At 57.5% G+C, this 23,647-nt stretch carries 14 protein-coding genes and 1 pseudogene; 11 read left to right on the top strand and 4 right to left on the bottom strand.

What is annotated here, in order from left to right; genetic code table 11:
• Positions 1-57: 57 nt before the first annotated feature.
• The 5 genes from ABQ278_RS20035 to ABQ278_RS20015 all read left to right on the top strand — a co-directional run bounded on the left by ABQ278_RS20035 (position 58) and on the right by ABQ278_RS20015 (position 9,110).
• Positions 58-2,109 carry a beta-galactosidase gene (locus ABQ278_RS20035; RefSeq protein ID WP_349322789.1) on the top strand — a complete coding sequence of 684 codons (2,052 nt, stop codon included), beginning with the start codon at positions 58-60 and terminating at the stop codon, positions 2,107-2,109.
• Between the two features lie 50 nt (positions 2,110-2,159).
• The gene (locus ABQ278_RS20030) at positions 2,160-3,743 is read left to right on the top strand and encodes a GH39 family glycosyl hydrolase (RefSeq protein ID WP_349322788.1); all 1,584 of its coding nucleotides are present in this window, start codon (positions 2,160-2,162) and stop codon (positions 3,741-3,743) included.
• Between the two features lie 90 nt (positions 3,744-3,833).
• Positions 3,834-5,078: a glycoside hydrolase family 5 protein gene (locus ABQ278_RS20025; protein ID WP_349322787.1), complete on the top strand. Its 1,245-nt coding sequence runs from the start codon at positions 3,834-3,836 to the stop codon at positions 5,076-5,078.
• A 356-nt stretch (positions 5,079-5,434) separates the two neighbouring features.
• Complete coding sequence (locus ABQ278_RS20020) at positions 5,435-7,621, top strand: methyl-accepting chemotaxis protein (protein WP_349322786.1); 2,187 nt, start codon at positions 5,435-5,437, stop codon at positions 7,619-7,621.
• 319 nt (positions 7,622-7,940) lie between these two features.
• Positions 7,941-9,110 (top strand): serine aminopeptidase domain-containing protein, encoded by a 1,170-nt coding sequence (locus tag ABQ278_RS20015; protein ID WP_349322785.1) that lies wholly within the window; start codon positions 7,941-7,943, stop codon positions 9,108-9,110.
• Here ABQ278_RS20015 and ABQ278_RS20010 read toward each other — a convergent pair.
• From ABQ278_RS20010 to ABQ278_RS19995, 4 genes are all read right to left on the bottom strand, one after another.
• Positions 9,107-9,787, bottom strand: coding sequence for a Fe2+-dependent dioxygenase (locus ABQ278_RS20010; RefSeq protein WP_349322784.1), 681 nt, complete (start codon positions 9,785-9,787; stop codon positions 9,107-9,109). The genes ABQ278_RS20015 and ABQ278_RS20010 overlap by 4 nt on opposite strands.
• Positions 9,788-9,860: 73 nt before the next feature.
• Positions 9,861-12,137 carry a catecholate siderophore receptor Fiu gene (locus tag ABQ278_RS20005; protein WP_349322783.1) on the bottom strand — a complete coding sequence of 759 codons (2,277 nt, stop codon included), beginning with the start codon at positions 12,135-12,137 and terminating at the stop codon, positions 9,861-9,863.
• Positions 12,138-12,322: 185 nt separating this feature from the next.
• On the bottom strand, positions 12,323-13,168 hold the full coding sequence (locus tag ABQ278_RS20000) for a DUF4198 domain-containing protein (protein WP_349322782.1): 846 nt from the start codon (positions 13,166-13,168) through the stop codon (positions 12,323-12,325).
• Positions 13,169-13,178: 10 nt separating this feature from the next.
• A complete protein-coding gene (locus ABQ278_RS19995) occupies positions 13,179-13,712 on the bottom strand; it encodes a DUF2271 domain-containing protein (RefSeq protein ID WP_349322781.1) in 534 nt (177 codons plus the stop codon).
• A gap of 294 nt (positions 13,713-14,006) precedes the next feature.
• On the opposite strand from ABQ278_RS19995, the gene ABQ278_RS19990 reads away from it, so the two are divergent.
• The 6 genes and pseudogenes from ABQ278_RS19990 (at position 14,007) to ABQ278_RS19965 (ending at position 23,589) form a co-directional block, all read left to right on the top strand.
• Positions 14,007-17,054 (top strand): TonB-dependent receptor domain-containing protein, encoded by a 3,048-nt coding sequence (locus ABQ278_RS19990; RefSeq protein ID WP_349322780.1) that lies wholly within the window; start codon positions 14,007-14,009, stop codon positions 17,052-17,054.
• Between the two features lie 453 nt (positions 17,055-17,507).
• A pseudogene (locus ABQ278_RS19985) lies at positions 17,508-17,856 on the top strand (transposase); the annotation flags it as partial.
• Between the two features lie 394 nt (positions 17,857-18,250).
• Entirely contained in the window at positions 18,251-19,498 is a 1,248-nt protein-coding gene (locus tag ABQ278_RS19980; protein WP_349323054.1) for a type II toxin-antitoxin system HipA family toxin, read from the top strand.
• 602 nt (positions 19,499-20,100) lie between these two features.
• Positions 20,101-20,400, top strand: a complete 300-nt coding sequence (locus ABQ278_RS19975) for a hypothetical protein (protein WP_349322779.1) — start codon at positions 20,101-20,103, stop codon at positions 20,398-20,400.
• Positions 20,400-20,771 (top strand): type II toxin-antitoxin system PemK/MazF family toxin, encoded by a 372-nt coding sequence (locus ABQ278_RS19970; RefSeq protein ID WP_349322778.1) that lies wholly within the window; start codon positions 20,400-20,402, stop codon positions 20,769-20,771. Before ABQ278_RS19975 ends, ABQ278_RS19970 begins: the two co-directional genes overlap by 1 nt.
• Before the next feature lie 337 nt (positions 20,772-21,108).
• Positions 21,109-23,589 (top strand): Ig-like domain-containing protein, encoded by a 2,481-nt coding sequence (locus tag ABQ278_RS19965; protein ID WP_349322777.1) that lies wholly within the window; start codon positions 21,109-21,111, stop codon positions 23,587-23,589.
• The last annotated feature ends 58 nt before the right edge of the window (positions 23,590-23,647 follow it).

Here is a 23,647-nt window from a genome sequence, read left to right as displayed (position 1 = left end):
GCTTCGTGTGCCCAGCGTGGCACCGGCCATGTTGTATAGTTTTCAGGAAAACGCCTCATGAAGCTTAAAGCTCTTCTTATCAGCACCGCCGCCTTGTTCGCAGCGATCACCGGGGTGGCCTCAGCCCAAAGCGCCGCGGGGCATCCGGACTGGCCGGGCGCCGGACAACTCTACATCGGCGCAAACTATCAGCCGGTCGATCGCACGCCGCAACAGATTCATCAGGACATAGCCCTGATGAAAAAAGCAGGCTTTACCGTCGTCAGAATGGGTGACCTGTCGTGGGATTATTTCCAGCCGGCTGAGGGTGTCTTCACCTTTGAAAAGTTCGATGCGGTCATCGCCGAAATGCACGCCAATGGCATCAAGGTCATTGTCGACATTCCGGGACAGCCGGCGCCGATGTGGCTGCACAAGAAATATCCCGGCGTCGATCTGGTGGCTCAGAACGGCACCCGGCTCTATGCCGCCGAGCGCTACATGGACGATACCAGCGATCCGGATTATCGCCGGCTGGCCCGGGATCTCGCCGAGGCCATGACCAAGCGCTACGGCAAAAACCCGGCGGTCATCGCCATCGGGTACAATAACGAAATCGGCAACGGCTTCATGTCCTACTCGCCGGCCGACCGCACGCGCTTCATTGCCTGGTTGCAGAAGAAATATGTCACGCTGGAGGCTTTGAACAAGGCGTGGGCAACCCAGCGCTGGGCTCGTACCCTGACCGATTGGGATCAGGTCGAATTACCCTACGGCGAGGGCCCTGGCCCCTTTGAGCGTTACCTCGATCTGCGCCGCTTCTGGTCTGACGTCACTATAGACAACCTGATGGATCTGGAGCAGGCGCGCCGCCGCAACGCGCCGGACAAGCCGACGATCTCGAACCTCTGGGATTCAAGCGATCGCAAGGGCTTTGACTATCTGTCGACCTACAAGACCTATGTCAGCTACGGGTCGTATGGCTTTTACAATGGCGACGCGATCAGTGGTGGCTTCGAGACGATGATGATGAAGGGGGCGCTGACGACCCCGAGTTGGTTCAATGAGTTTCAGGCGGGCGGCGGGGGCTATTACGGCACCAAGGGCCGGTCGCGCATGTGGGCCTATTTCGGACTGCTCAACGGCGGTCAGGGTATGTTGGCCTGGACCTTCAACAGCCATCTGGGCGGTGAGGAGCAGGCTCTGTTTGGCCTGATCGATCACGATGACACCCCGTCGTGGAAACTCGATGAATGGGGCGCGATGGCCACGGACTTCAAGAAGCTGCAAAAAATGGGTTTCCCGCGCAAGCTCGAGCCGCAGGCGGCGATCGCCTACTCGTTCGAATCAAAAGTGGCGTCCAGTCCCAATGGTCCGTCCAACACGGTCAAGCAATACATCACCACGCCTTACATGGAGCAAAAGCACAACGCCTTCGCCCCGCTCTATAACGACAATATCGACGTGGCCGTGATCAACATCGCCCATGAGGATCTCAGCCAGTACAAGCTCGTGGTCGTGCCGGGTGAATACCTGATGACACAGGCCTCAGCCGATGCGATCCGTAACTATGTCAAGGCGGGCGGTACGGTCATCATGACGGCCTTCTCGGCCAAGGTCAATGAGCACAACCAGTGGTTCAACACGCCCCTGCCGGGCCGTTTAAGCGATGTTTTCGGTCTGAAAACCAACGCCTTCTATCGCAACTATGCGCCGCTGACGGGCAAGATTGGCGACAGCGACTTCACGACCACAATCAACTTCTATGAAGTGCTCGAACCCTCGACGGCAAAGGTCATGGCGCGTTTCTCCAATGTCGAGGGATCGCCGCCGGTCATCACGGTCAACGCGTTCGGCAAGGGGCAGGCGATCTATGTCGCCACACCGGCTCAGCCGTCAATCATGCAGCCTTTGTACCGCAGCCTGTACAAGCAACTGAAGATCGTGCCGGGACCGAAAACACCGGAGGGTGTTTATGCCCGGGTCGTCGATGGCCGCACACTTTACGTCAATGCGTCTTACGGCCCGAAGGATGTCGTTCTGGACGGCCAGGGCACCAGCGTCCTGACCGGCAAGACATGGAGCGGAACCCTCCACCTCGATGCCGACGGCGTTGAACTTCTCCAATAAGACACTACACTCGCCATCATCTGCCTCCGTCAACCATTGGATCCTCCGCAATGACACCTCACCTTTCCCGGCGCTCGCTGGTTTCCCTGATCGCGCTTGGTGCGGCCCTGCCGGCGACCGGCGCCCTCGCCAAACCGGCGGGCACGCGCCTTGTCGACCTGGATGTCCGCCAGGCCACCCGACCGATTGACCGCTTCTTTGACCTTTCGGTCGGCGCCGACTATTCGGGTACGACGATTCGTGACGCCAATCTGGCGCAGCTCAAGATCACATGTGATGAGCTGGGCTTCCGCTACATCCGCCTGCACGACATCTTCCATGATGATCTCGGCACGGTGAAGATGGTCGATAACAAGCTGGTCTATGACTGGACGAAGATCGACTATCTCTACGACGCCTTCCTGAAAATGGGCATCCGGCCCTTCGTCGAGCTGGGTTTCACACCGTCGGCGATGAAGTCATCCGACCAGACGATCTTCTACTGGAAGGGCAATACCTCGCATCCGCGCCTCGATCTGTGGGAACAACTGATCGATACTTTCGCGCGTCACCTGATCGCACGTTATGGCATCGACGAGGTGCGGAGCTGGTATTTCGAGGTGTGGAACGAGCCCAATCTCGATGGTTTCTGGCAGTATGGCGACCAGGAAGCCTATTTCGCGCTTTATGGCGTCACGGCCCGCACGCTCAAGGCGGTGGATGCAAAACTGCGCGTGGGCGGCCCGTCAACGGCGGGCGCCGCCTGGGTGCCGGAGCTTCTGGCCTACGCCAAAGCGACCAACACGCCGGTCGATTTCGCCTCCACCCACACCTACGGCGTCGATTACGGCTATCTCGATGAAGAGGGCAAGATGGATCTTCAGCTATCGAAGAATCCTGACGCCATTATCGCTGATGTCCGCAAGGTCCGGGGTGAGATCGAAGCCTCGCATCTGCCGGGTATGCCTTTGTTCTTCACCGAATGGAGCACCAGCTATAATCCACGCGACCTGACCCATGATTCCTACGTCGCGGCCCCCTATATCCTCAGCAAGCTGAAGGGCACGCAAGGCCTTGTCCAGGGGATGAGCTACTGGGTTTATTCCGATCTGTTCGAGGAGCCGGGCCCTCCGGGCAACGCCTTCCACGGCGGCTTCGGCCTGATGACCAAGGACGGGATCCGCAAGGCCTCCTGGTTTGCCTACAAATACCTCCACGCCCTGCGCGGCCATGAAATCCCTGCCGCCGACAAGCAGGTCTGGGCCTCCTATGATGGCGCCTCGGTATCCGCCGTCGTCTGGGACTACCAGCTCCCCGACCAGAAGGGCACCAGCAACGGGACCTTCTACAGCAAGCTGGTGCCAAACGCAGCCTCCGCGCCGGTCAAGGTCAGGCTGAGCGGTCTCAAGCCGGGTACATACGCGCTGACGCTTCGCCGCACGGGCTATAAGCGCAATGACGCCTACAGCCATTACATCGCCATGGGCTCCCCCAAGGATCTGACCCCGGCGCAACTGGCGACCCTGCAGGATGTCACCCGCGATCAGCCCGACAGCGTGCGCACCGTGACGATCGGTGCGACCGGAACGGCCGAGGTAACTCTGCCGATGAACAGCAATGACATCGTTCTGATTACCTTGACGCCCCAGGCATAAAGCCGCAGACGACGGCCCTGACCCATATAATATTTAACAAAAAAAGACGGCGGGGTCTGGCTTCGACCCCGTCTTACACACGGGAGCACCATGAAACCTTCTTTCGACAGCAACCGCCGTAAGCTGGTTATCGCAGCGGGCATCAGTCTTCTGCCACTGGGGGGCGCCGTTTGCGGGGCAGCGTCAGGCGGTGTTGTCACACGTGATGACGGGGGGGCGGGCGCCTCATCGTCTTCAGGCGGACTGTACCCAAGCTACAATACCCGCCCTAAGGCGGCGGACGCGTCCGGGATGACGCGTTCGGCCACGGAGATCGCCGCGCGCATCAAGCTCGGGCTTAATATCGGCAATACCCTTGAGGCCATAGGTGGCGAAACCGCCTGGGGCAATCCGCTTATCTCGCAGGCACTGATTGACACGGCCAAGGCCAAGGGCTTTGACGCCATTCGACTGCCATGTTCATGGAATCAATATGCCAATGCCGCCACGGCCGAGATCAGCCGCACCTGGCTTAATCGCGTCAAGGACGTCGTTCAGTATTGCATCAATGCCGACATGTACGTGGTGCTCAACATCCATTGGGACGGCGGCTGGCTTGAAAACAACGTAACACCGGCCGCGAAGGACGGTGTCATCGCCAAGCAGAGGGCGTTTTGGGAGCAGATCGCTACGCACTTGCGCGACTATGACGAGCGGCTTGTCCTGGCCAGCGCCAATGAGCCCAACTGCGAAACAAAGCAGCAGATGGAGGTGCTGTATGCTTATCACCAGGCCTTCATCGACACGGTCCGTTCCACCGGTGGCAGGAACGCCTATCGCACCCTGGTGCTGCAGGCGCCCAACACCAGTATCGATAATGCCGCCGCCCTCTGGTACAAGATGCCGGTCGACAGCGCTACCAACCGCCTCATGACCGAAGTGCACTTCTATACACCTTTCCAGTTCGCGCTCATGACGGAAGACCAGAGCTGGGGAAAGATGTTCTATTACTGGGGCAAGGACTATCATTCCACGGTTGAGCCCGACCGCAATACGATATGGGGTGAGGAAGATAATGTCGATCAACAAATGGCCATCGTGAAGCGGTTGTTCACCGATGCCGGCGTCCCCGTCATTCTGGGGGAGTATGGCGCTATTATCCGAAGCACGCCTAAGGACCTGGAACGGCACCTGGCTTCGCGCGTCCATTGGCTGAAGTACGTCACGCAGAAAGCGCTCGCGAACGGGCTCTTACCCTTCCTGTGGGACACCGGCGGGCTTATCGATCGCAACACGCAGGCCATTCTCGACCCGCGGGGACTGGACGCCGTCCTTTCAGGTGCCGGCAAGATATAGGCACGCGCAGGCCTGATTGATCTTTGTCTATTCAGGTAGATGCGTCTTGATGCTTTAACAGAAGCGGTATAATAATGATTTGTACTATTTATGATTTTTCACGTATATTCACTATTAAATCTCGTGTTTCAGCGTATTCGAGGTAATATTTATGTGGAATATTTTCTCTAGATGAATGTCGCATACATGTGCATATGCGACATTTATTTGAAATTGTGTCGCTATATGCAACACCTTATTCATGAAGGCCCTGTGTTTTGAATTATTTAAACTTGTAAGCCTTCCACGCCTTAAGACCCCATTAAGCATATGGGTATGTCCTTCCTACACGCACCAAGAGGCGGCTGGAGGAACATATGAATATCCACTCTGTTAAGACCAAGATCGTAGCCCTGTCAGCCCTGTGCCTTTTGGCTGCAACGGGTGCTCTGGTCGGCTATGGTATTTTTTCCTCTGGAAAAACGACGCATTTTGTCAACGAAAACGTACAGGGCTTGCTGGACAAAAGTAGCAGCGAGTCCCTGACGCGGCTGGCCTCCGCCCAGGCCGGGACGGTCCGCGCGGAAGTCGACACAGCCTTTTCCTCAGCGCGAAACATGGCGCGCAGCCTTGAAGTGGTCGCAGGTCCAGATGGTGCGCCAAAGGCGTCGCGCCGCCGCCAGCTCAATGACATTCTTGTGGGCGTTCTTAAGGACAATCCGCGCTTCAATGGCACCTATAGCGCCTGGATGCCCAATGCGCTGGACGGCGCTGACGGCGCCTACGTCAATCGCAAGGAGATGGGCGCCGACACCACAGGTCGCGCCTTGCCTTACTGGACCAGAAATGCCCAGGGCCAGATCGCTCTCCAGCCTCTGGTGGAATATGACAGCCGCGAGCTTCATACCAACGGCCTGATGAAGGGCGGCTGGTTTATCGGACCGGAAACCAACGGTCGTGAGAGCATTCTGGCGCCCTTGCCCTATATTGTGCAGGGCAAAAACGTCTTCCTCGCCACCATGTCCGTGCCCATCATCGTCGAGGGTCAGTTCAAGGGGGTTGCCGGCGCGGACTTTGACCTGACGTTTGTCCAGACCCTGGCCCTGGACGTCAAGAAATCGATCTACGATGGCAAGGGCAATGTTACGATCGTCACCTCCGATGGACTGGTCGTGGCCTCCAGCGCCCATCCCGACGCTATTGGCAGCACGGTCGAGAGCCTGGATCCCCTGGCATGGAACGCCCTTGCCGACATCAAGGCCGGCAAATCGTTCGTCAACCTTGATAAGAAGCATGACGATATGCGGGTCTATGCGCCCATCGAGCTTGGCCGCAGCGGGCAATACTGGTCGGTCATCATCTCTGTACCGCGCACCGTGGTCATGGCGGATGCCGACCGGCTGTCAAATGCGCTCAAAAAGCGTGGCGGCAGCGACGTGATGTGGGAAATGGTCTGCGCCGGCATCGTCGCGGTGCTCGGAATCGGCGTTATCGCCGTTATGGCGAACAATGTCGCCAATCCGATCGCCCGCCTCACCGAAGCGCTTGGTCGACTGGCCAAGGGCGAAAAGCTGCTTGAGATCGCCGGGGCGGAACGCCGCGATGAAATCGGCGACATCTCCCGCGCTGTGGATCGCATCCGTGAGGTCACCGAAGAAGAGGCGCTTCAAAAGGCGGCGGGCGCCGAGGCTGAGCGCATCAAGCAGGATCAGGATCGCCGCGATATCATGCTGAAACTGGCCAATGAGTTTGAAAAATCCGTCGGCGGTATTGTGACGCTGGTATCGAGTGCCGCCACAGAAATGCAGGCGTCTGCTCAGCAGTTGTCCACGACGGCGCAGCGCGCCACCTCCCAGTCCATCGCTGTATCGGCGGCGGCCGAAGAAGCCGGCGCCAATGTTACCTCGGTCGCCTCGTCGGCAGAAGAACTGGGGGCCTCCGTCAATGAAATTGGCCGTCAGGTCGAGACCTCGGCGACCATTTCCGCCGAGGCCGTACGTGAGGCTTCGGGCGCAGTGCAGATCGTTGACGAACTGAACGAAGTGACGGCCAGCATCGGCGGTGTTGTCGATCTGATTGCGGGCCTTGCCAGTCAGACAAACCTTCTGGCGCTGAACGCCACCATCGAATTGGCGCGGGCCGGTGAGGCCGGCAAGGGCTTTGCGGTCGTGGCGTCCGAGGTCAAGGCGCTCGCCGGACAGACCGCGCGGGCGACCACCGAGATATCGGCCAAGATCGCCCATATCCAGGAAGCCACCGCCAAGGCGGCCTCCGCCATCGCCAATATCTCCGGCACGATCCAGAACATCAACCAGACCAACACCATCATTGCCTCCGCCGTGGAACAGCAGACTGCCGCCACGCAAGAGATCGTCCAGGCCGTCAATCAGGCGTCGATTGGCACGCAGGAGGTGACGTCCAACATTACCGGCGTGGCGTCAGCGGCGGAGCAGACCGGCACCTCGGCCGTCGAGGTTCTCAATGCGTCGGCCGAGCTGGCCCAGCAGGCGGAACGGCTGCATCACGAGATGGACAAGTTCCTGGCCACGGTCAGGGCGGCGTGACGGACCATCGTCCGTGAACACTTAGGACCTGAAGATTGTTATTGAGGCTTTTCTGATGCTTGCCCCCCCCCTGAAGGGCAAGGGTCAGACGAGGGGAGGCGACCGGATCGGGTACCGCGTCGAACCAGTAAAAGCGTAGCCTATAGTAAAGCGTACCACCTCTCCGACCGATGACGCATCATGTGTGTCATCGGTTTACCCATTGGCGAAGCGTAAAGGCGCCCGGCCTTCGGTTGTAGATGTCAAAATTCAGACGCAAAGTTGTTGGCAGTATGGGCCGAGCGCATTTCCATGCGTCAATTCCCAAGGGGGGAGCTTGATGAAAAAGCAACGGATCAAGGTCCATGTTTATGGATTGTCTCTCTTTATGGCGGTGACCATGGCGTGTTTTTTGCCGGCGCAGGGGAGCGCGGGAGAGGCCTCACCCCGACCACAAGAGGCGGCTATCGCCAAAGCCTCCAAGCCTTATCCTGCCGAAGAGGTGCGCTTTAGCAATGCAGCGGCCGGCGTAACCCTTGCGGGTTCGTTTAGCACGCCCGAAGGTAAGGGGCCCTTCCCAACGGTCATCCTTTTGGCTGGCTCAGGCCCCAATGATCGCGACGAAGTCGCTCAGGGCCCGCAGGAGATAGATACCGGGCACAAGAAATTCCTGGTCCTGGCCGATGCCATTAATCGCTGCGGCATCGCCGTCTTGCGCTATGATAAAAGGGGTGTAGGGCGGTCTACGGGCGATTTTGCCAGCGCCAGCCTGAGTGATCTTGCCAGCGATGCACAGGCTGCCATACGCTATCTCGCCACACGTAAGGATGTTGACCAACATCGAATTGGCCTTATTGGCGATTCTGAAGGCGGATATATTGCGCCTATGATCGTAACACGAGAGCCCAGTCTTAGGTTTATGGCGCTCCTTTCAACGGCGGCATTACCCTTTGATCAGGTCAATTTAATTCAGAAGGCGGCCATCTCTCGCGCGGAAGGCAAAGGTGAGGCCGATATCGCCAGCGACGAAGCGCTCTATCGACAGATATTTTCGGTCGTTCTTGCCGCCCATAGCCCCGAAGAGGCGCGCGCCACCCTCACAGCCATGTCAAAGCCCCTGATTGTCAGTGGTCGCTTTTCGCAAGCCGAAGCGGATGTCGGCATAGCTGGCTTAACGAGCCCGCTGGGCTTCGAAATGATGCGTTACGATCCCCAGCCCTATCTGTCACAAATCAACATTCCCGTCTTGGTGCTGAGTGGATCTTTAGATACCCAAGCGCCGCCAAAAGAAAATTTGCCCGCCATGCGGTCGGCCTTAAGGGCCAATCAGGACGTCACAATTTTAGAGCTACCCGGACTTAATCATCAGTTACAATCGGCCAGAACAGGCGCACCGTCGGAGTACGCCTTGATTGATGAAACCCTTGCCACTTCAGCGATCAAAGCTATCGGTGACTGGTTGCTTGTGTACACTCAAAAGAACAAAACGGCTGCTAAACCTGCGCCTTAAACCTCAGCCCACTGGCGGATCAGGTTGTGATAGTGCGCCGTCAGATTGACCACATCCGGCGTATCACCCAGTTGCGCGCGCAGGCGCAAAATCGTCATGTCGAGCTCGAACAGCATCTGGCGACGGAAGGCATCGGGCACCATGGATTGCGTCCAGGTGAAGGACGCCAGGCGCATGCCGCGCGTCACCGGCTCAACGCGGTGAATGCTGGTGCCCGGATAGAGGACAGCGTCACCGGCCTTCAACTTTACCTCGTGAGACCCGTAGGTGTCCTCGACGATCAGTTCGCCCCCCTCGTAGTCGTCCGGTTCGTTGAGAAAGACAGTTGTCGATACGTCCGTCCGTGCCGCCTGGCCGGTGACCGGGTCAGGCTGGATAGCGCCATCAACATGATTGCCAAAATGGCCGCCGTCCTCATAGGCGTTGAAGCGCGGCGTCAGGACGGTTTTCGGCAGGGCGGCGGATTGAAACAGAGGGTGACGCAACAGAGCGGCGCGTACCAGATCGGCGAGGGGTTGCGCTTCCGGCGCCAGAACCGGCAACTGATAGTTCCATTTTTGCTGGGCCGCCTGCGCGCCGGTGGTATGGCGGCCTTCGGTCCAGCCAGCCGTGGCCAGCACGCCGCGAATATGCGCCAGTTCGTCTTGGTTCAGAACGTCGGGGATATGTAGCATCATGATCGCTACTCCTTACAGACAGAGCGCCCCGGCGTAAACCGGAGCGCTCCTGGAGGTCAAGCTTTGCCGTCCGTTAGAAACGAACCTTCAGGCTCAGCGTCGCCGATTGCGGCTGGCCGAAGACGACCCGTGATCCACCGCTATTGAGCGAAGAGATATAGTCCTCGTCCGTCACATTATAGACGTTCAGTTGCAGGGCGAGGCGTGGATTGATGTCATAGGCGGCCATAGCGTTGAAGACCGTGCTGGCCGGAATTTCCGGCAGGCCGTTTTGCGTGCCGATCACGGTCGCCGGATTGACGACGAGCAACTGCTCAGAGACATAGGAGATGCCGCCGCCAAGCGTGAACTTAGGCGTGACCTTATAGGTGGTCCAGACGGTCCCTGTCAGGTCAGGCGACCAGCGCGTGGCCGCGCCCGTGCTGTTGTTGTTGGTCGTACCTTGAGTGATCTCGGTGTCCAGGGTTTGCAGGCCAGCTGAGATCAGCCATTTGGGATTGACCTGCCCGACTAGACCCAGTTCGATGCCGCTGACCTTGCGCTCGCCCATCTGGATGTAAGAGGTGAGATCGGTCGAGTTTAGCAGCGCCAGTTCGTTCTTAGCCGTGGTTGCATAATAGGCGGCGGTCAGGGACAGGTGGTTATTGAAGAACTCCCACTTGGTGCCGAGTTCAAAGTTTTCCGTCTCGACCGGATCAAACGCCGCGTTGGAAAGGCTGCTGGCTGTACTGGAGAGCTGGAAGTTGCTGCTGCCCGGAGGCGTCAGGGCATTGACCAGCGAGATATAGACGCTGCCGTTGTCACGCGGTTTATAGACGGCACCGATGTTCCAGCTCGCCAGCGTGCCGCTGTCCTCGATTGCTTCTAGGGCGACCGCGCCGCTGGCCGGCGTGTTGCGGGTTTTGATCGTATAGCTGTCGACGCGCAGGCCGGCGCTGAGCAGCCATTTCCCGAGCTTGGCGGTGTCAAAGGCATAACCGGAGACCGTCGTGCTATCGCCGTCGCTGGTGGCGCCGGTTTTATAGAGATCCGGCAGAACGATATCTGAGACCGGATTATACAGGCTGGCCGCCGGGATGGTGGGCGCGGTGCCGCCCGGTGGAGTTGTGGAGTAGGTGACCGAGACCTGGCTTTCATAGGCGATTTCTACGCCTGCGGAGAGATCGTGTTGCCAGGCGCCGGTCTCAAAGCTGCCGCTCAGATTGGTGGCGTTGGCGAAGATCTTGTTATCCTGGTCGACGCGCTGGCGCGTCCGTGCCACGGTCCAGGTCGTCGGATCATTTATGCTGGCCGTTGGCACCGTGATCGCATTTACGCCGGTCAGGATACGGTCCATCTGGGTCTGGCCGTAGCGCGTGGTGTTGGTCAGATTCCAGCCGTTGCGGAAACCGTGCTCGATCTTGGACGTCAGCATGCTGGCGTCGACCTTTTCATAATCGTGCACCGAACCGTAAAAGTTGTTGCGATCAACCGGCGCCGCGGCATCAAGTGCGGCCTTGATCGCCGCATTGGTATTGGTGCTGTTATAGCCCTTGAGACCGATCACCGGCACGCCGCCATCGGGGACATTGTCCTGATGAACCACCTGGGCGAAAACGTAGAAACGTGTGTTGGTGCCCAGACCCAACGCATAGGACGGCGCGATGCCCCAGCCGCTGTTCTTGACTTCGTCACGGCCCGGCACGTCGACGTCCTGCGCCATCACATTGAGGCGGAAGGCGCTGGTGTCGCCGACGGGCAGGTTGACGTCGGCCGTGGCGCGTTCGCCGCCTTCGCTGTAGAGGCTGGCGGTCGCGGAGCTACCCGCACGCAAGGAGGGCAGCTTGGAGACAAGATTGATATAGCCACCGGATGCGCCACGGCCGACGTCGCTGCCGGCTGGCCCCTTGGCGACTTCGATCTGCTCGATCGTGAAAACGTCGCGGGACACGGCGCCGAGATCACGAATGCCATCGAGATAGATAGATGACGTTGCCGAGAAGCCGCGAAGCTGGAAGGTGTCACCGGCGGACGTGTTACCATTTTCGCCGAGTTGCATGGTGATGCCTGGCGTGTTGCGTAGCGCATCGACCAGGGTGGTGGCGTTCTGGTCTTCCAGCAGTTCCTTGCTGATAACGCTCATGGTTTGCGGCGTATCGACCAGGGCCTCGGTCTTCTTGGGCGAAGAGGCCTTATCGGTCTTATAGGGGAGGTGACGCTCACCCTTGATGGTCACTTCGGTGCCCTTTTGATCGGCGTCTGCCTCAACGTCAGCCAGCGCGGCGACAGGAAGGGCGAGGGCCGAGGCGGCCATGACGAGGGCGTAACGATTGACTGAATGCTTACGGCTGCGGATAGTGGAGGAAGACATGTTATTCTCTCAGATGTTCCCAGGGAGAAGGGCTAAAAAAGGCCTTAATGAGAATTAATCGCACTTGCAAGGCGAATCTGACACTCATTCGCATTTATTTTGCGCGTGGCGCCTGACAGGTACAAAAGGCAAAAAGGCCGCGGCCCTGTTGAGGGTGCGGCCTTTTAGACATAGCAATGGCGAGCCTAGTTCGGCAGGACCTGTACGGTAGCGGAATAGCTGTATCGCACCGGCACCATGGGGCGCGGCTGGCCTGGCGCAGGGGGCGGGCCTTCGGCGCGCGGGGGATAGCTGGCGCCAATCCAGTAGCGCTCAGCGATCGGCCAGGTGACGCTAAATTCGCCGTTGGCATCGGTCGTTGCGGCGGTTTCCTGCAGGGCGTCACGATACTTGACGCTGCCCGGCACGATGGTGACATTCAAGGACGCGACGGGCTTTCCATCCAACAACATACGAAAGCGGGCGGGCTCACCGGCGACGTAGTCGCTCGGGTGGGTGAGGGGCTGCATTTCCAAGCCTTTGCCGACCGGCTGGAGCGCGGTGTCATTGGGCTTGCCATTGGTAGCGAAGGATTCGACGCGCCCGAAGGTGCGCGACACCTGAAGGTTTTCAGCGTTGGCGGGCACGTCTTTGGCCAGGCCGTCGGGCGTGCCGCGATAGCGCTTTTCCTCGCCGTTCAGCTTATAGCTCGCCATGACCAACTCGGTCACGACCGCCATGCGGTACGTACCCTGCTGGGTCAGTTGCAGGTCGAAGGCGCTGCGCAGCTTCCCGGTATAAGAATTTTCCGGCGTGATGTGGCTACCATCGGGTGCGGTGATCACCAGTCCGTCAAGCTTGAGTGGAAAGGAATCCATCTCGAACAGGCTTTCCGACACGGCGGCATCCACTGTGATGTAGGGCGCCTTGCCCTCCACCTGTGCGGCCGAGGGGGCGATCCATTGACGGTGGGCCTGCGCCGAAAAGGGCAGAAGGCCTGCGATAAGAATGCCGACCAGTGCGACACTCATGGGAGATTTGATCTGCTTCATAGACTGGGTCCTAGGGCTTGTAGCTGACGCGGACATCGCCGAGTTCGCCCGTGCCCTTGGCGGCGCCGGCGGCGGCCTTGGCCGGATTCCAGTTGAGCGGCACCTTCACGAGGTCATGGCCACCGCCTTCGCGCGACGCTTCCACCACGAAGACATAGCTGCCGGGCTTCAGGGTCTTGAGCGCCGTCGCATTGGTGTCGAGACTGAGGGTCTGGCGACCGGGCGAGCGCGTCGCACCGCTGAAACCATCGGTCGACGCCAGGTCGCGGCCGCTCTTGCGCCACCAGGTGCGCAGATCCTTGAGCCACTTCTGGCCGGCATTGTCGCGCTTCTTGACATCATACCAGATGAAGACATTGGCGGCCGCGGCCCCGGACGCATCCTCGACCCAGCCGACCACATAAGGCTTGTGATATTCAGCCGTGTTTTGCTGGGGTATATCGATCTGAACGCTCAGCGCACCGGCGGAGGCGCCCGTGGCCAGACCCGACAGGAGCAGGGGCGCACCCCAGACAGCGTTTCGCAAGGAAGGATTTATGGGCATACGAGACCTTTCATAGCCAATGACGGAAGCTATGTTGCGACTAAATCTCAAACGGCTCAAAGTCAACACAAATGCAAATCATTCGCATAAATTGGCGCTTAAATCCGAATTCGGAGACGTCGGAATACGACGTACCAAATCGAAATTTGCTCACAGGCATACCGTCTATTTTGTGACGAAATTGACACAATGACGGCAAATCAACGGGTATCCATTTACTGTATACGATATATGTTATTTCCTCTCGATTGCCTCCAGTTGAATTGACCTGGAGAGACAAAGGGGAACATATCGATGTTAAGACTATTAAAGAGCAGTACGGCCATAGCCGTGTGTCTGGGGGCGTGCGTCGCGAGCACGGCTTTTGCCGATGAGGCCGTGTGGGCTGGGGCCTCTCAGGACTCCACTCCAGTTCAGGCTGAGCCGACGACAAAGGCTAAGTCGGGCAAGGCAAAGAAGAAGGCCGACAAACAAACCGAAGCCTCCGCGGTCACTGACCCGGACGTCGCCGAGGTGGTGGTGACAGGTTCGCGTATCCGCCGCAGCCGCCCAGGCGTCACGGTTGTCAACAGCGACCTCCTGACCACCCGCGGAGCGGGGCGGCTGGACGACACCTTGAGCGCACTTCCGCAGGTTGCGCCTATGTTGGGAGAAAAGGGGAGTAATGACCCACGCCTGGGGCCAGCACGCATCAACCTCCGCCGCCTCGGCACCGGACGGACCCTCACGCTTCTGAATGGGGAGCGGATGAGCAATGATGTGTATGTCATCCCCGGCACATTGGTCGAGCGGGTCGACATTCTAACGGGCGGGGCCTCTGCCGTGTACGGTTCGGACGCCATTGCCGGCGTCATTAATTTCATCGTCAAGAAGCGGTTCAACGGATTGGTGATCGACTCCGAAGTGAGTACGCAGGAGAGCACCAATGATGACCCCTTCTATGAAAACCTGCTCGCCGAAGACGGCTACCCACAACCGAAGAAAGTAGTGTGGGGTGGTGAGCAAACCTACACGACCATTGCCGGCGGCCGCAATCTAGCGGGTGGCAAGGGCAATATCAGCCTGTTTGCCGGCTTCAGGCATTCAGAACCCATGAAGTTCAGCATGTTCGACCACACGGCCTGCCCCTTGTATATGAATGAGCAGCCCGTACCCTCCGGCGTTCTGCAAAACGATAAATGGTCCTGCGGTTTCACCGAATACAACCCCTATTCCTGGTTTGGTGTAGCGGGTGGAAACTACACAAACGCCAAGGACGGTTCGCGGACCTGGCGTGAATTTGACGAAAAAGACACGGTCCGGACAGCGCAAAACGACTATTTGCAACGGGAAACAAAGACGGTAAATGCCGGCGGGTTTTTCACCTATAACCTGACGGACAGGATTACCTTTGACTCCAGCCTGTTGACGACAGGCTACGAGCAGCGTGGTCAGAATGCGCAAGCCGTCAGCTTCTACGTCGATGGCGCAGAGGTGCCCTGCGACAACCCTCTGCTGGGCGCACAGCAAGCCAATCTTCTGTGTGGCGCAGATGCGGGCGTGGCGGGTAAAACCGGAACGCTCTACGCCGCCATCTGGCGGCCCGACTACACAAATCAGTATAATATCAAAGCCTATGACGTGCGTGCCTCAGCGCATCTGTCGGGTCGTATGAGCTCCGCGCTCAATTTCGATCTGAGCGTTCAACGCTCGCGCCGGACAGAAAAATACCTCGGTACGGACATTTTTGATTGGTGGGCGACCAAGGACCTCTACAAAAAGGCGCTGGACGTCGTGAATGTTAACGGCGTCGCGACCTGCCGTTCCGTGGTTGACGGTACGGATCCCAATTGCGTGCCCCTCGATGCCTTCAGTTCCAATGGGCCAAATCCGGATGTCTGGAAGTACGTCACGCTGACGGGCGGAAGCCGCGTTGTCACCGAGCAGTTTGTCGCTACTGGCGCCATCAACGGCACACTGGAGGACCAAGGCATAAGGTCGCCATGGGCCAAGGACGGTGTCGGTTATGCTGTGGTTGTCGAGCACAGATGGAACCGGGCTGCGGAAGAAGGCAGCGGCGCCTATGCATGGTGGTCGCGTTACGACAACAGCGACAGCGTCAATGAACTGGGCGGCGAACTCGATGTCCCGGTGATTCAGGACGTCCCTTATATCAAGCAACTTTCGGTCAGCGGCGGATTCCGTCTTTCGGACTACAAGTCCATCAAAGACCCGTTGAAGACCTGGAAGATGGAGGTTAACTACATCATCGTGCCGGGCCTTGGCTTCCATGCCAGTGTCAACCGCGCGATCCGTCAGGGCGTGCTGGAGCGCCTGCAACAGGCAAGCCCCTATTCCGGGACGTTCCGGGACTATTGCGCCCCTCCCGGCGCAGGGTCCAATCTCGAACGATACACGTACGAGCAATGCGCCAGTTCGGGCATGACACAGGCGCAATATGACGCGCTTTCGAACTCCAAGGCCTGCGATACCAATGGCTATTGCCCGGTGCTCTATCGCCCCGGCGGCAACCCCAATCTGCAACCGGAAACCTCTGATAGTACGACGATTGGGCTGGCTTTTCAGCCGAAATTCCTGCCCGATTTCAACCTGACACTGGACTATTATGACATCAATGTCGAAGGCGCGTTTAACTGGGTACGCACCGGCATCGTCGCCGACCAATGCTTTAACCAGCATGTCGACTTCTATTGCAGCCTGATCAAGCGTGACCCGACGACGGGGACGGTCACCGAAATCAACGCCATGTATCAAAATTCCGGCTTTGTACGGAATAAGGGATACGATCTGAGCATGAACTACTATATCCGCAACCTCAAGATCGGTGATCGCGCGTTGGGTACGTTGGGGTTAGCCTATAATGGCTCCTTCCTCACGGGATACGATCAGGCCTTCGCGCCGGGCGCGCCAGTCTATTCGTGCCTGGGCTACTTCGGCTTCTATTGTGACGCACCATGGCCCGAATATCGCCATTACGCCTCCGCCAGTTGGGGTATGCCGTGGAAGGGCAGGGTGACGCTCGCCTGGCGTTATGCCTCGTCCACGACCAATTCCAAATTGGCGCCCAAGGCACCGCTGGCCAGCGCCCCATCGTGGAACAATACGGATAGCTATCCTCTGATCGCTAAGTTGCCGGCCTCCAGCTATTTTGATCTGGCGCTGAATTATCCGATCACCAAGGATGTTGAGCTGCGTTTCAACATCCAGAACCTGATGGACAAAAATCCGCCTAAGGTCGGCTATGCCGATGCCGGCAGTGGCGCCTGGTTCAACACATACCCGCAACTTTACGATGCATTTGGCCGTACCATCCGGGTCGGTGTACGGGCCAAAATTTGGTAACATATTGCAGCATATTGGCAGAAGAGCTACCGAGAAAATAAACTCCATTGGTCGGCACTTTAGCCATACTGTTTGACCCTGAGCTAATTTTCCAGTCGAACGATTGGAAAATTAGCTCAAATTATTTGCACGGCTAAACAGTAGATACGCGCAATGGCCTCATGCATGTAAAATTGCCCGGTTCACATCACGGAGCTCGCCGGGTGCGTCGAGGTCAGTGGCTGTACAACCCGCAGCATGGAACCCCATCAGCGTCAGGCGCCTATGTACCTATTGTTCGTCACCTCTCACTACGGGGCATTGGCCTGACGACAGTCATCAAGGATGAGGAGATGAAAAAGGCACTGACACTCTGTTGAATGTCGAGGCTTTATCAGGATGCGGAAAAAGGCGCTTGCTGCGAGCGTATTGCTGTGATTCCATCCCTTATTGGTTGGTCTGCAGGAGTAAGACATGCGCGGCAGTGATATCCAGACGGCGGGTCTGTTTTCTTATGTGAGCTGCGAAGCACGCGTCCCGACAAACCCTCCGCTGCGGTCCATCTGCGCGATTGTCGACGAGGCGTTGGAAGTTCTGTCCCCCTGATTTCGAGGCGATGTATTCAGCCATCGGCCGCCCATCGATCCCGCCGGAGAAGCTGCTGCGCTCCCTGTTGTTGCAGCCCTTCTACACGATCCGCTCGGAGCGCCAGCTGATGGAGCAGATGGACTACAATTTGCTGTTCCGATGGTTCGTCGGCTTGTCTATGGACGCACCGATCTGGGACGTCACGGTATTCACCAAGAACCGTGATAGACTCTTGGCTGGCCTTCGGTCTTATTGTTTTGTTGGAAATATCGTGTTACATAAATCCGCTCTTATGGAACAGGATGTTTACAATGCCGTCGCCTCATAGGCCCTCGCTTGGCGTACGAAAAGCGCTTGTTACTCTTGGCCTTAACATAAAGGAGGCCAGGCTGCGGCGGAATCTGCCTGCTGAAGTCGTCGCGGAGCGTGCTTTTACCAGCCGTCCCACGCTCAGGCGAATGAGGAGGGCGACGCCGGCGTTGGTATAGGCATTTATGCCTCGGTGTTGAATGCCTTAGGGATGCTTGATGCACTCGGCAATATAGGCTCATTGGCCGACGATGAAATCGGTCAAGACCTGCTCCGCCAATCCTTACCCGCCCGCGCCACCACCAAAACGCGGCCACGCAATGTCTGACATTGAGGTTCATGGCGAAATTAACGGCGTGACCGAGCGCATTGGGACCATGCACCTGATTGACGGGCCGCGTGGACAGTCTGTCAGTTTTGAGTACGCAGGTGCCTGGATCGGGAACGACAAGGCATTCTCTTTGGAACCTGCTCTTCAATTGACGCGTGGTCGGTTTTACCCCCAGGCCGACAGAGCCATGTTCGGATCACTGGGTGATTCCGCGCCCGACACTTGGGGGCGGCAACTTATGCAACGTTCGGAACGTCGGCGGGCAAACGCTGAGGGTAGGGTGCCCCGGACGCTACGGGAAACGGATTTTCTGTTGGGTGTCTCCGACTTTGCTCGTCTTGGTGCGATGCGGTTCAAGTGCGGGGGGGACGACGCCTTTCAAACGCCTCTGGCCAAAGGTGTGCCGGGCCTGGTGCATCTCGCCGAATTGTTGGGCGTAACGGAGCGCATTTTACGTGACGAAGAGACCGACGAGGATCTGTTGATGATCTTCGCGCCAGGCTCGTCATTGGGCGGGGCGCGGCCGAAGGCGTCTGTTGTCGACACGGCAGGGGCCTTGTCCATTGCCAAGTTTCCGAAGGAGTCCGACGCCTATAGCATCGAGTTGTGGGAGAGCGTGGCCCTGACGTTAGCCGGCGAGGCCGGTATCACGGTTGCAGAACACCGCCTTGAGGAAGTCGCGAATAAGCAGGTGCTGATCTCAAAGCGCTTTGACCGGATGGGCGAGCGACGTGTGCCGTTTCTATCGGCGATGTCCATGCTCGCGCTAAAGGATGGCGAGCGGGCGAGCTATCCTGATCTCGTGGAGGCGCTCACCCACAATGGTGCCAATACAAAAGCCGATGTGCGCCAGCTTTACCGGCGTATGATTTTCAATATCCTGATTTCGAATGTTGACGACCATCTCAGAAACCATGGGTTCCTGTGGAGCGGGAATATTGGGTGGACGTTGTCGCCGGCGTATGATCTCAATCCGGTCCCAGTCGACCTCAAGCCACGCATTCTCACCACGGCCATCGATGGCGACGACGGTACGTGCGACTTAGACCTCGCTTGGGAGGTCGGGCCGTATTTCAATATGGATGTAAAGCAGGCCAGGCAAATCAGCCGCGAGGTTGCAACCGCTGTCGATCATTGGGCTGCCACTGCGAAATCGAAGGGCGCGACGGCGAAGCAAATAGAGCGCATGGAAACGGCATTCGAGCATTCTGATAAGGCGAAGGCTTTGGCCGCTTAGACGTTATGGCTGTCGCTTACAATAAGCGGGAAAGCCTCGTGCGCTGAAATAGAGAAATTTCATGCGGCGTGAAATGAGAAAAATGGTACGACTCAAAATGAGAAATTTGGCACGAAGAACAATCTCTACATTTCGGCAAGAGGAACCGGCTATAGCGATTGTGGTAGGAATGGGGTTCTCGGCGAACACGCGCAGAATGTGACGATAAGCAAGTTATTGAAAAGCTTCAGAAAATAGGAATTTTACAGAACTAAATCATTGAAATAATTCAGAAATCAGGTTTTACTCGCCTGTGAGCGACGCCTATCTCGGTTTCAGCAGGGCAGAGTGGTGGCCATCCCCGAACAGTCCGGTCTGAATATCCAGTTCGTAGAGCCGCGCCATGCTCTTGCCGGGATCGATACGAAAAAATCTAATGGCCATGATCGCAGTTCCAAGCATCGTGTCAGATAAATTATGCAGGAAAGTCAGAGAGTTGTCAAAAAATCCATATTAAACACTTTGGAAAATTTGTTACGGTCTGGCGGTTCCAGAGGGAAGGGTTGAATTTTTGTTCAACTTGAATTATGTTGAACATTGTTAAACTGGAAAGGCAGCAGACGATGAGCCGTGCATTGGAAATAGATGAGAGCCGGCCCATCACCGAGGTCAAGTTTCGGAAGACAGGGGGCTCGCTATCGGTAATTTGGCCGAGTGCCAATGCCGCCGCATTGCATGTCACGGACGGCTCCGTTGCAAAGATCGCCTATACGAAAACCGGCGAGCAGGTGATTATTCCCATGACGCAGGCGAGACGCAAATATTCTTTGACGGAGCTCCTTGCCGAAATGCCGGACCAGCTGGACCTCAGTAACGACCATGCCGCCTGGGAGCAAATGCGTCCGACTGGGAATGAAATCTGATGCCTCCTGGTGTTAAGCACCCGAAGCGAGGGGACATCTGGCATTTGAATTTTTCGCCGGCCGCGGGCCAGGAAATGAAATATGAGCATTTCGCGATCGTAATTTCCCCGGATGCCTATAATCGGATGACAAACCTGATCTATGTGGCGCCGATCAGTACCACGGCCAATCTGGCACGCAACGTCGGCTTCCAGGTGTCGCTCTCCGGTGCCGGCACGAAGACGACCGGTGTGATCGACCTAATGCAAATTAGAGCCGTAGATTTTAAGTCGGCAGAGCGCAAAGTGTCATATGTCGAAAAGCTTCCAAGTTTTATCGTCGACGAGGTTTTAGAGAGGATTGCGCCAATCTTTATAGCCGACGAAACGTAGAAATATGCGTAAGCAATTGATATATAACATTAATTTACCATAATATTTATTGTGCGATGGAGGTGTCCACCCAGGGTGGGCTCTGCGACGTTGGCCAAACGTTCCGGCTGCCGTAATCCTGTGCCCCCTTAATGTTCAGTCATTGGGGACCAAGCAAGAGAGGAAGCGTCCACCCCATCGCTTACTTAGGAAATTCAACAGTTGTCGGAAAGTCAAACATTTCAAAGGTGAAATATTACCTTAATTCTTGACAGTGCGGAAGCCTTAATGTGTAATTACGCTTAGGCATTGTGGGTGAATGTAATTTAGCCCGGGGTAATGCTGGGTTGGGGGTTACATGGGGCAGAGTTGTTTAACCGTATGTGAATTTTTGATTCGTGCCTTAGTTTTGTTGGCTCTTGTTATTTGTGCCCTGCTGACTTGTCCGAGCGAAGTCTACGCCGGCAACGGTGCTTACACATATGACAGTTTGGGGCGTGTCACCTCCGCAGTGTATCCGGACGGAAGCCTGGTAAGTTTTACCTATGACATGGCGGGAAATCGTGTGAGCGTTGTTAGCGCTCGCGGGAATTCCGCACCCATAGCTAATATAGATACGATCTCCACACCTTACATGACCGCGATTACATTTGACCCTAGATCAAATGATACGGATGCTGATGGGGACAGTATGACGGTAACAGCCGTAGGGGCGGCTTCTAGAGGTACGACCGCCTTTAGCGCAACGTCTATTACCTATACGCCAACCTCCGGAAATGCCGGCAGCGACGCATTCACTTACACGATTAAAGACGCAGTTGGTGCAACGGCGACGGGCGCGGTCTCTGTGACCATCGCTGCGCCGCCCGCGCCAACGGTTACCCCGAAGACCTTGTCGGTAGCGTTCAATACCGCGGGAACGGTGAGTCTAACGCCTGGCGGCGTTTATTCCTCAGTGTCTTTGGCTGCAAGTCCGACGAAGGGTATCGTCAATATTAGTGGCACCACTGCGACCTACACGCCAACGGCTTCGGCTTACGGTTCGGATTCATTCACCTATACAGCTACAGGGCCCGGCGGCACGAGTTCTGCCGCGACCGTGACCGTAACTATTGGCAACCCTCCGGCACCGACAGTATCAGCGAAAACTCTCGCTGTGAGTTACAACACGGCCGGAACGGTCAGCTTGACGCCTAGCGGGGTCTACACCTCTGTCGCAATGGTTACATCTCCTGTCCACGGTTCTGTATCAATTAGCGGCACGACCGCGACCTTTACCCCGACCTCAGATTACTATGGCTCGGACAGCTTCACCTATACAGGTACAGGGCCCGGCGGCACGAGTTCTGCCGCGACCGTGACGGTCACCGTGGGCAACCCTCCGGCACCGACCGTATCAGCTAAAACTCTCGCTGTGAGTTACAACACGGCCGGAACGGTCAGCTTGACGCCTAGCGGGGTCTACACCTCTGTCGCAATGGTTACATCTCCTGTCCACGGTTCTGTATCAATTAGCGGCACGACCGCGACCTTTACCCCGACCTCAGATTACTATGGCTCGGACAGCTTCACCTATACAGGTACAGGGCCCGGCGGCACGAGTTCTGCCGCGACCGTGACGGTCACCGTGGGCAACCCTCCGGCACCGACCGTATCAGCTAAAACTCTCGCTGTGAGTTACAACACGGCCGGAACGGTCAGCTTGACGCCTAGCGGGGTCTACACCTCTGTCGCAATGGTTACATCTCCTGTCCACGGTTCTGTATCAATTAGCGGCACGACCGCGACCTTTACCCCGACCTCAGATTACTATGGCTCGGACAGCTTCACCTATACAGGTACAGGGCCCGGCGGCACGAGTTCTGCCGCGACCGTGACGGTCACCGTGGGCAACCCTCCGGCACCGACCGTATCAGCTAAAACTCTCGCTGTGAGTTACAACACGGCCGGAACAGTCAGCTTGACGCCTAGCGGTGTCTACACCTCTGTCGCTGTGGTTACGTCTCCTGCCCATGGTTCTGTATCAATTAGCGGCACGACAGCTACTTATACGCCGACCGCAAGCTATACAGGCTCTGATGCCTTCACATATTCGGCTACAGGGCCCGGCGGCACCAGCTCTACCGCAACTGTGACGGTCACGGTGCAAGCACAGCCCACTTATTCCATTACGCTGACTGCGGCCGGCAATTTGAGAACCATCGCAAATAACAGCGGATATGTCGGCGCAGCGAACGTCCTTTATCAATTCACAGTGCCAAGCGGCACGACGATACTCGGCACCAGCGGAAGTGGAAATGCCCTGGATACGGGAACCTGGCCATCAGGGGTGACGCTGACTTTGACAATCGCCGGAAATGTATACGGCGGCGGTGGCAAGGGCGGCAACGGAAGCGCTTCGGTAGCGGGTGTAGCCGGGGGAGCGGGTGGCGATGCGATATATGTGCAGGCGCCGATAGCAATTACTGTCGTTTCAGGGGGCTCAGTGAAGGGCGGCGGTGGCGGCGGCGGCGGCGGCAGCTATTCACTCGTAAGTGCCGGCAAAAAGGGTGGGGGCGGGGGCGGGGGCGGCTTCCCCAACGGGGGAGCAGGCACGGGCGCCACCGGCTCCGGTGGAACTGGAAATTCTGGCAGCGTGGGTACCACAAGTGGCGGAGGCGCCGGCGGAACCAGTTCTCCTGCGGGGAACGCCGGTAAAGGCGGCGGTGCGGCGACGGCGGGGTCCACCGGCTATGGCGAGGACTTCAGCAGTGCCGGCGGTGTGGCGGGGTACGCCGTACGGAAAAATGGATATGCCGTCACGATCAGCAATTCCGGAACTATTACGGGTACTTACTAACCTGCACAGGCCAGTTTGTATGAGTTTCTGCGGCCACACGCGGCAAGGCCGGAAGTCA

The sequence above is a fragment of the Asticcacaulis sp. MM231 genome (genome assembly GCF_964186625.1).
GTDB lineage: Bacteria > Pseudomonadota > Alphaproteobacteria > Caulobacterales > Caulobacteraceae > Asticcacaulis.
Note: the sequence above shows the minus strand (reverse complement) of the source record. Positions and strands in the feature narration are given on the sequence as shown.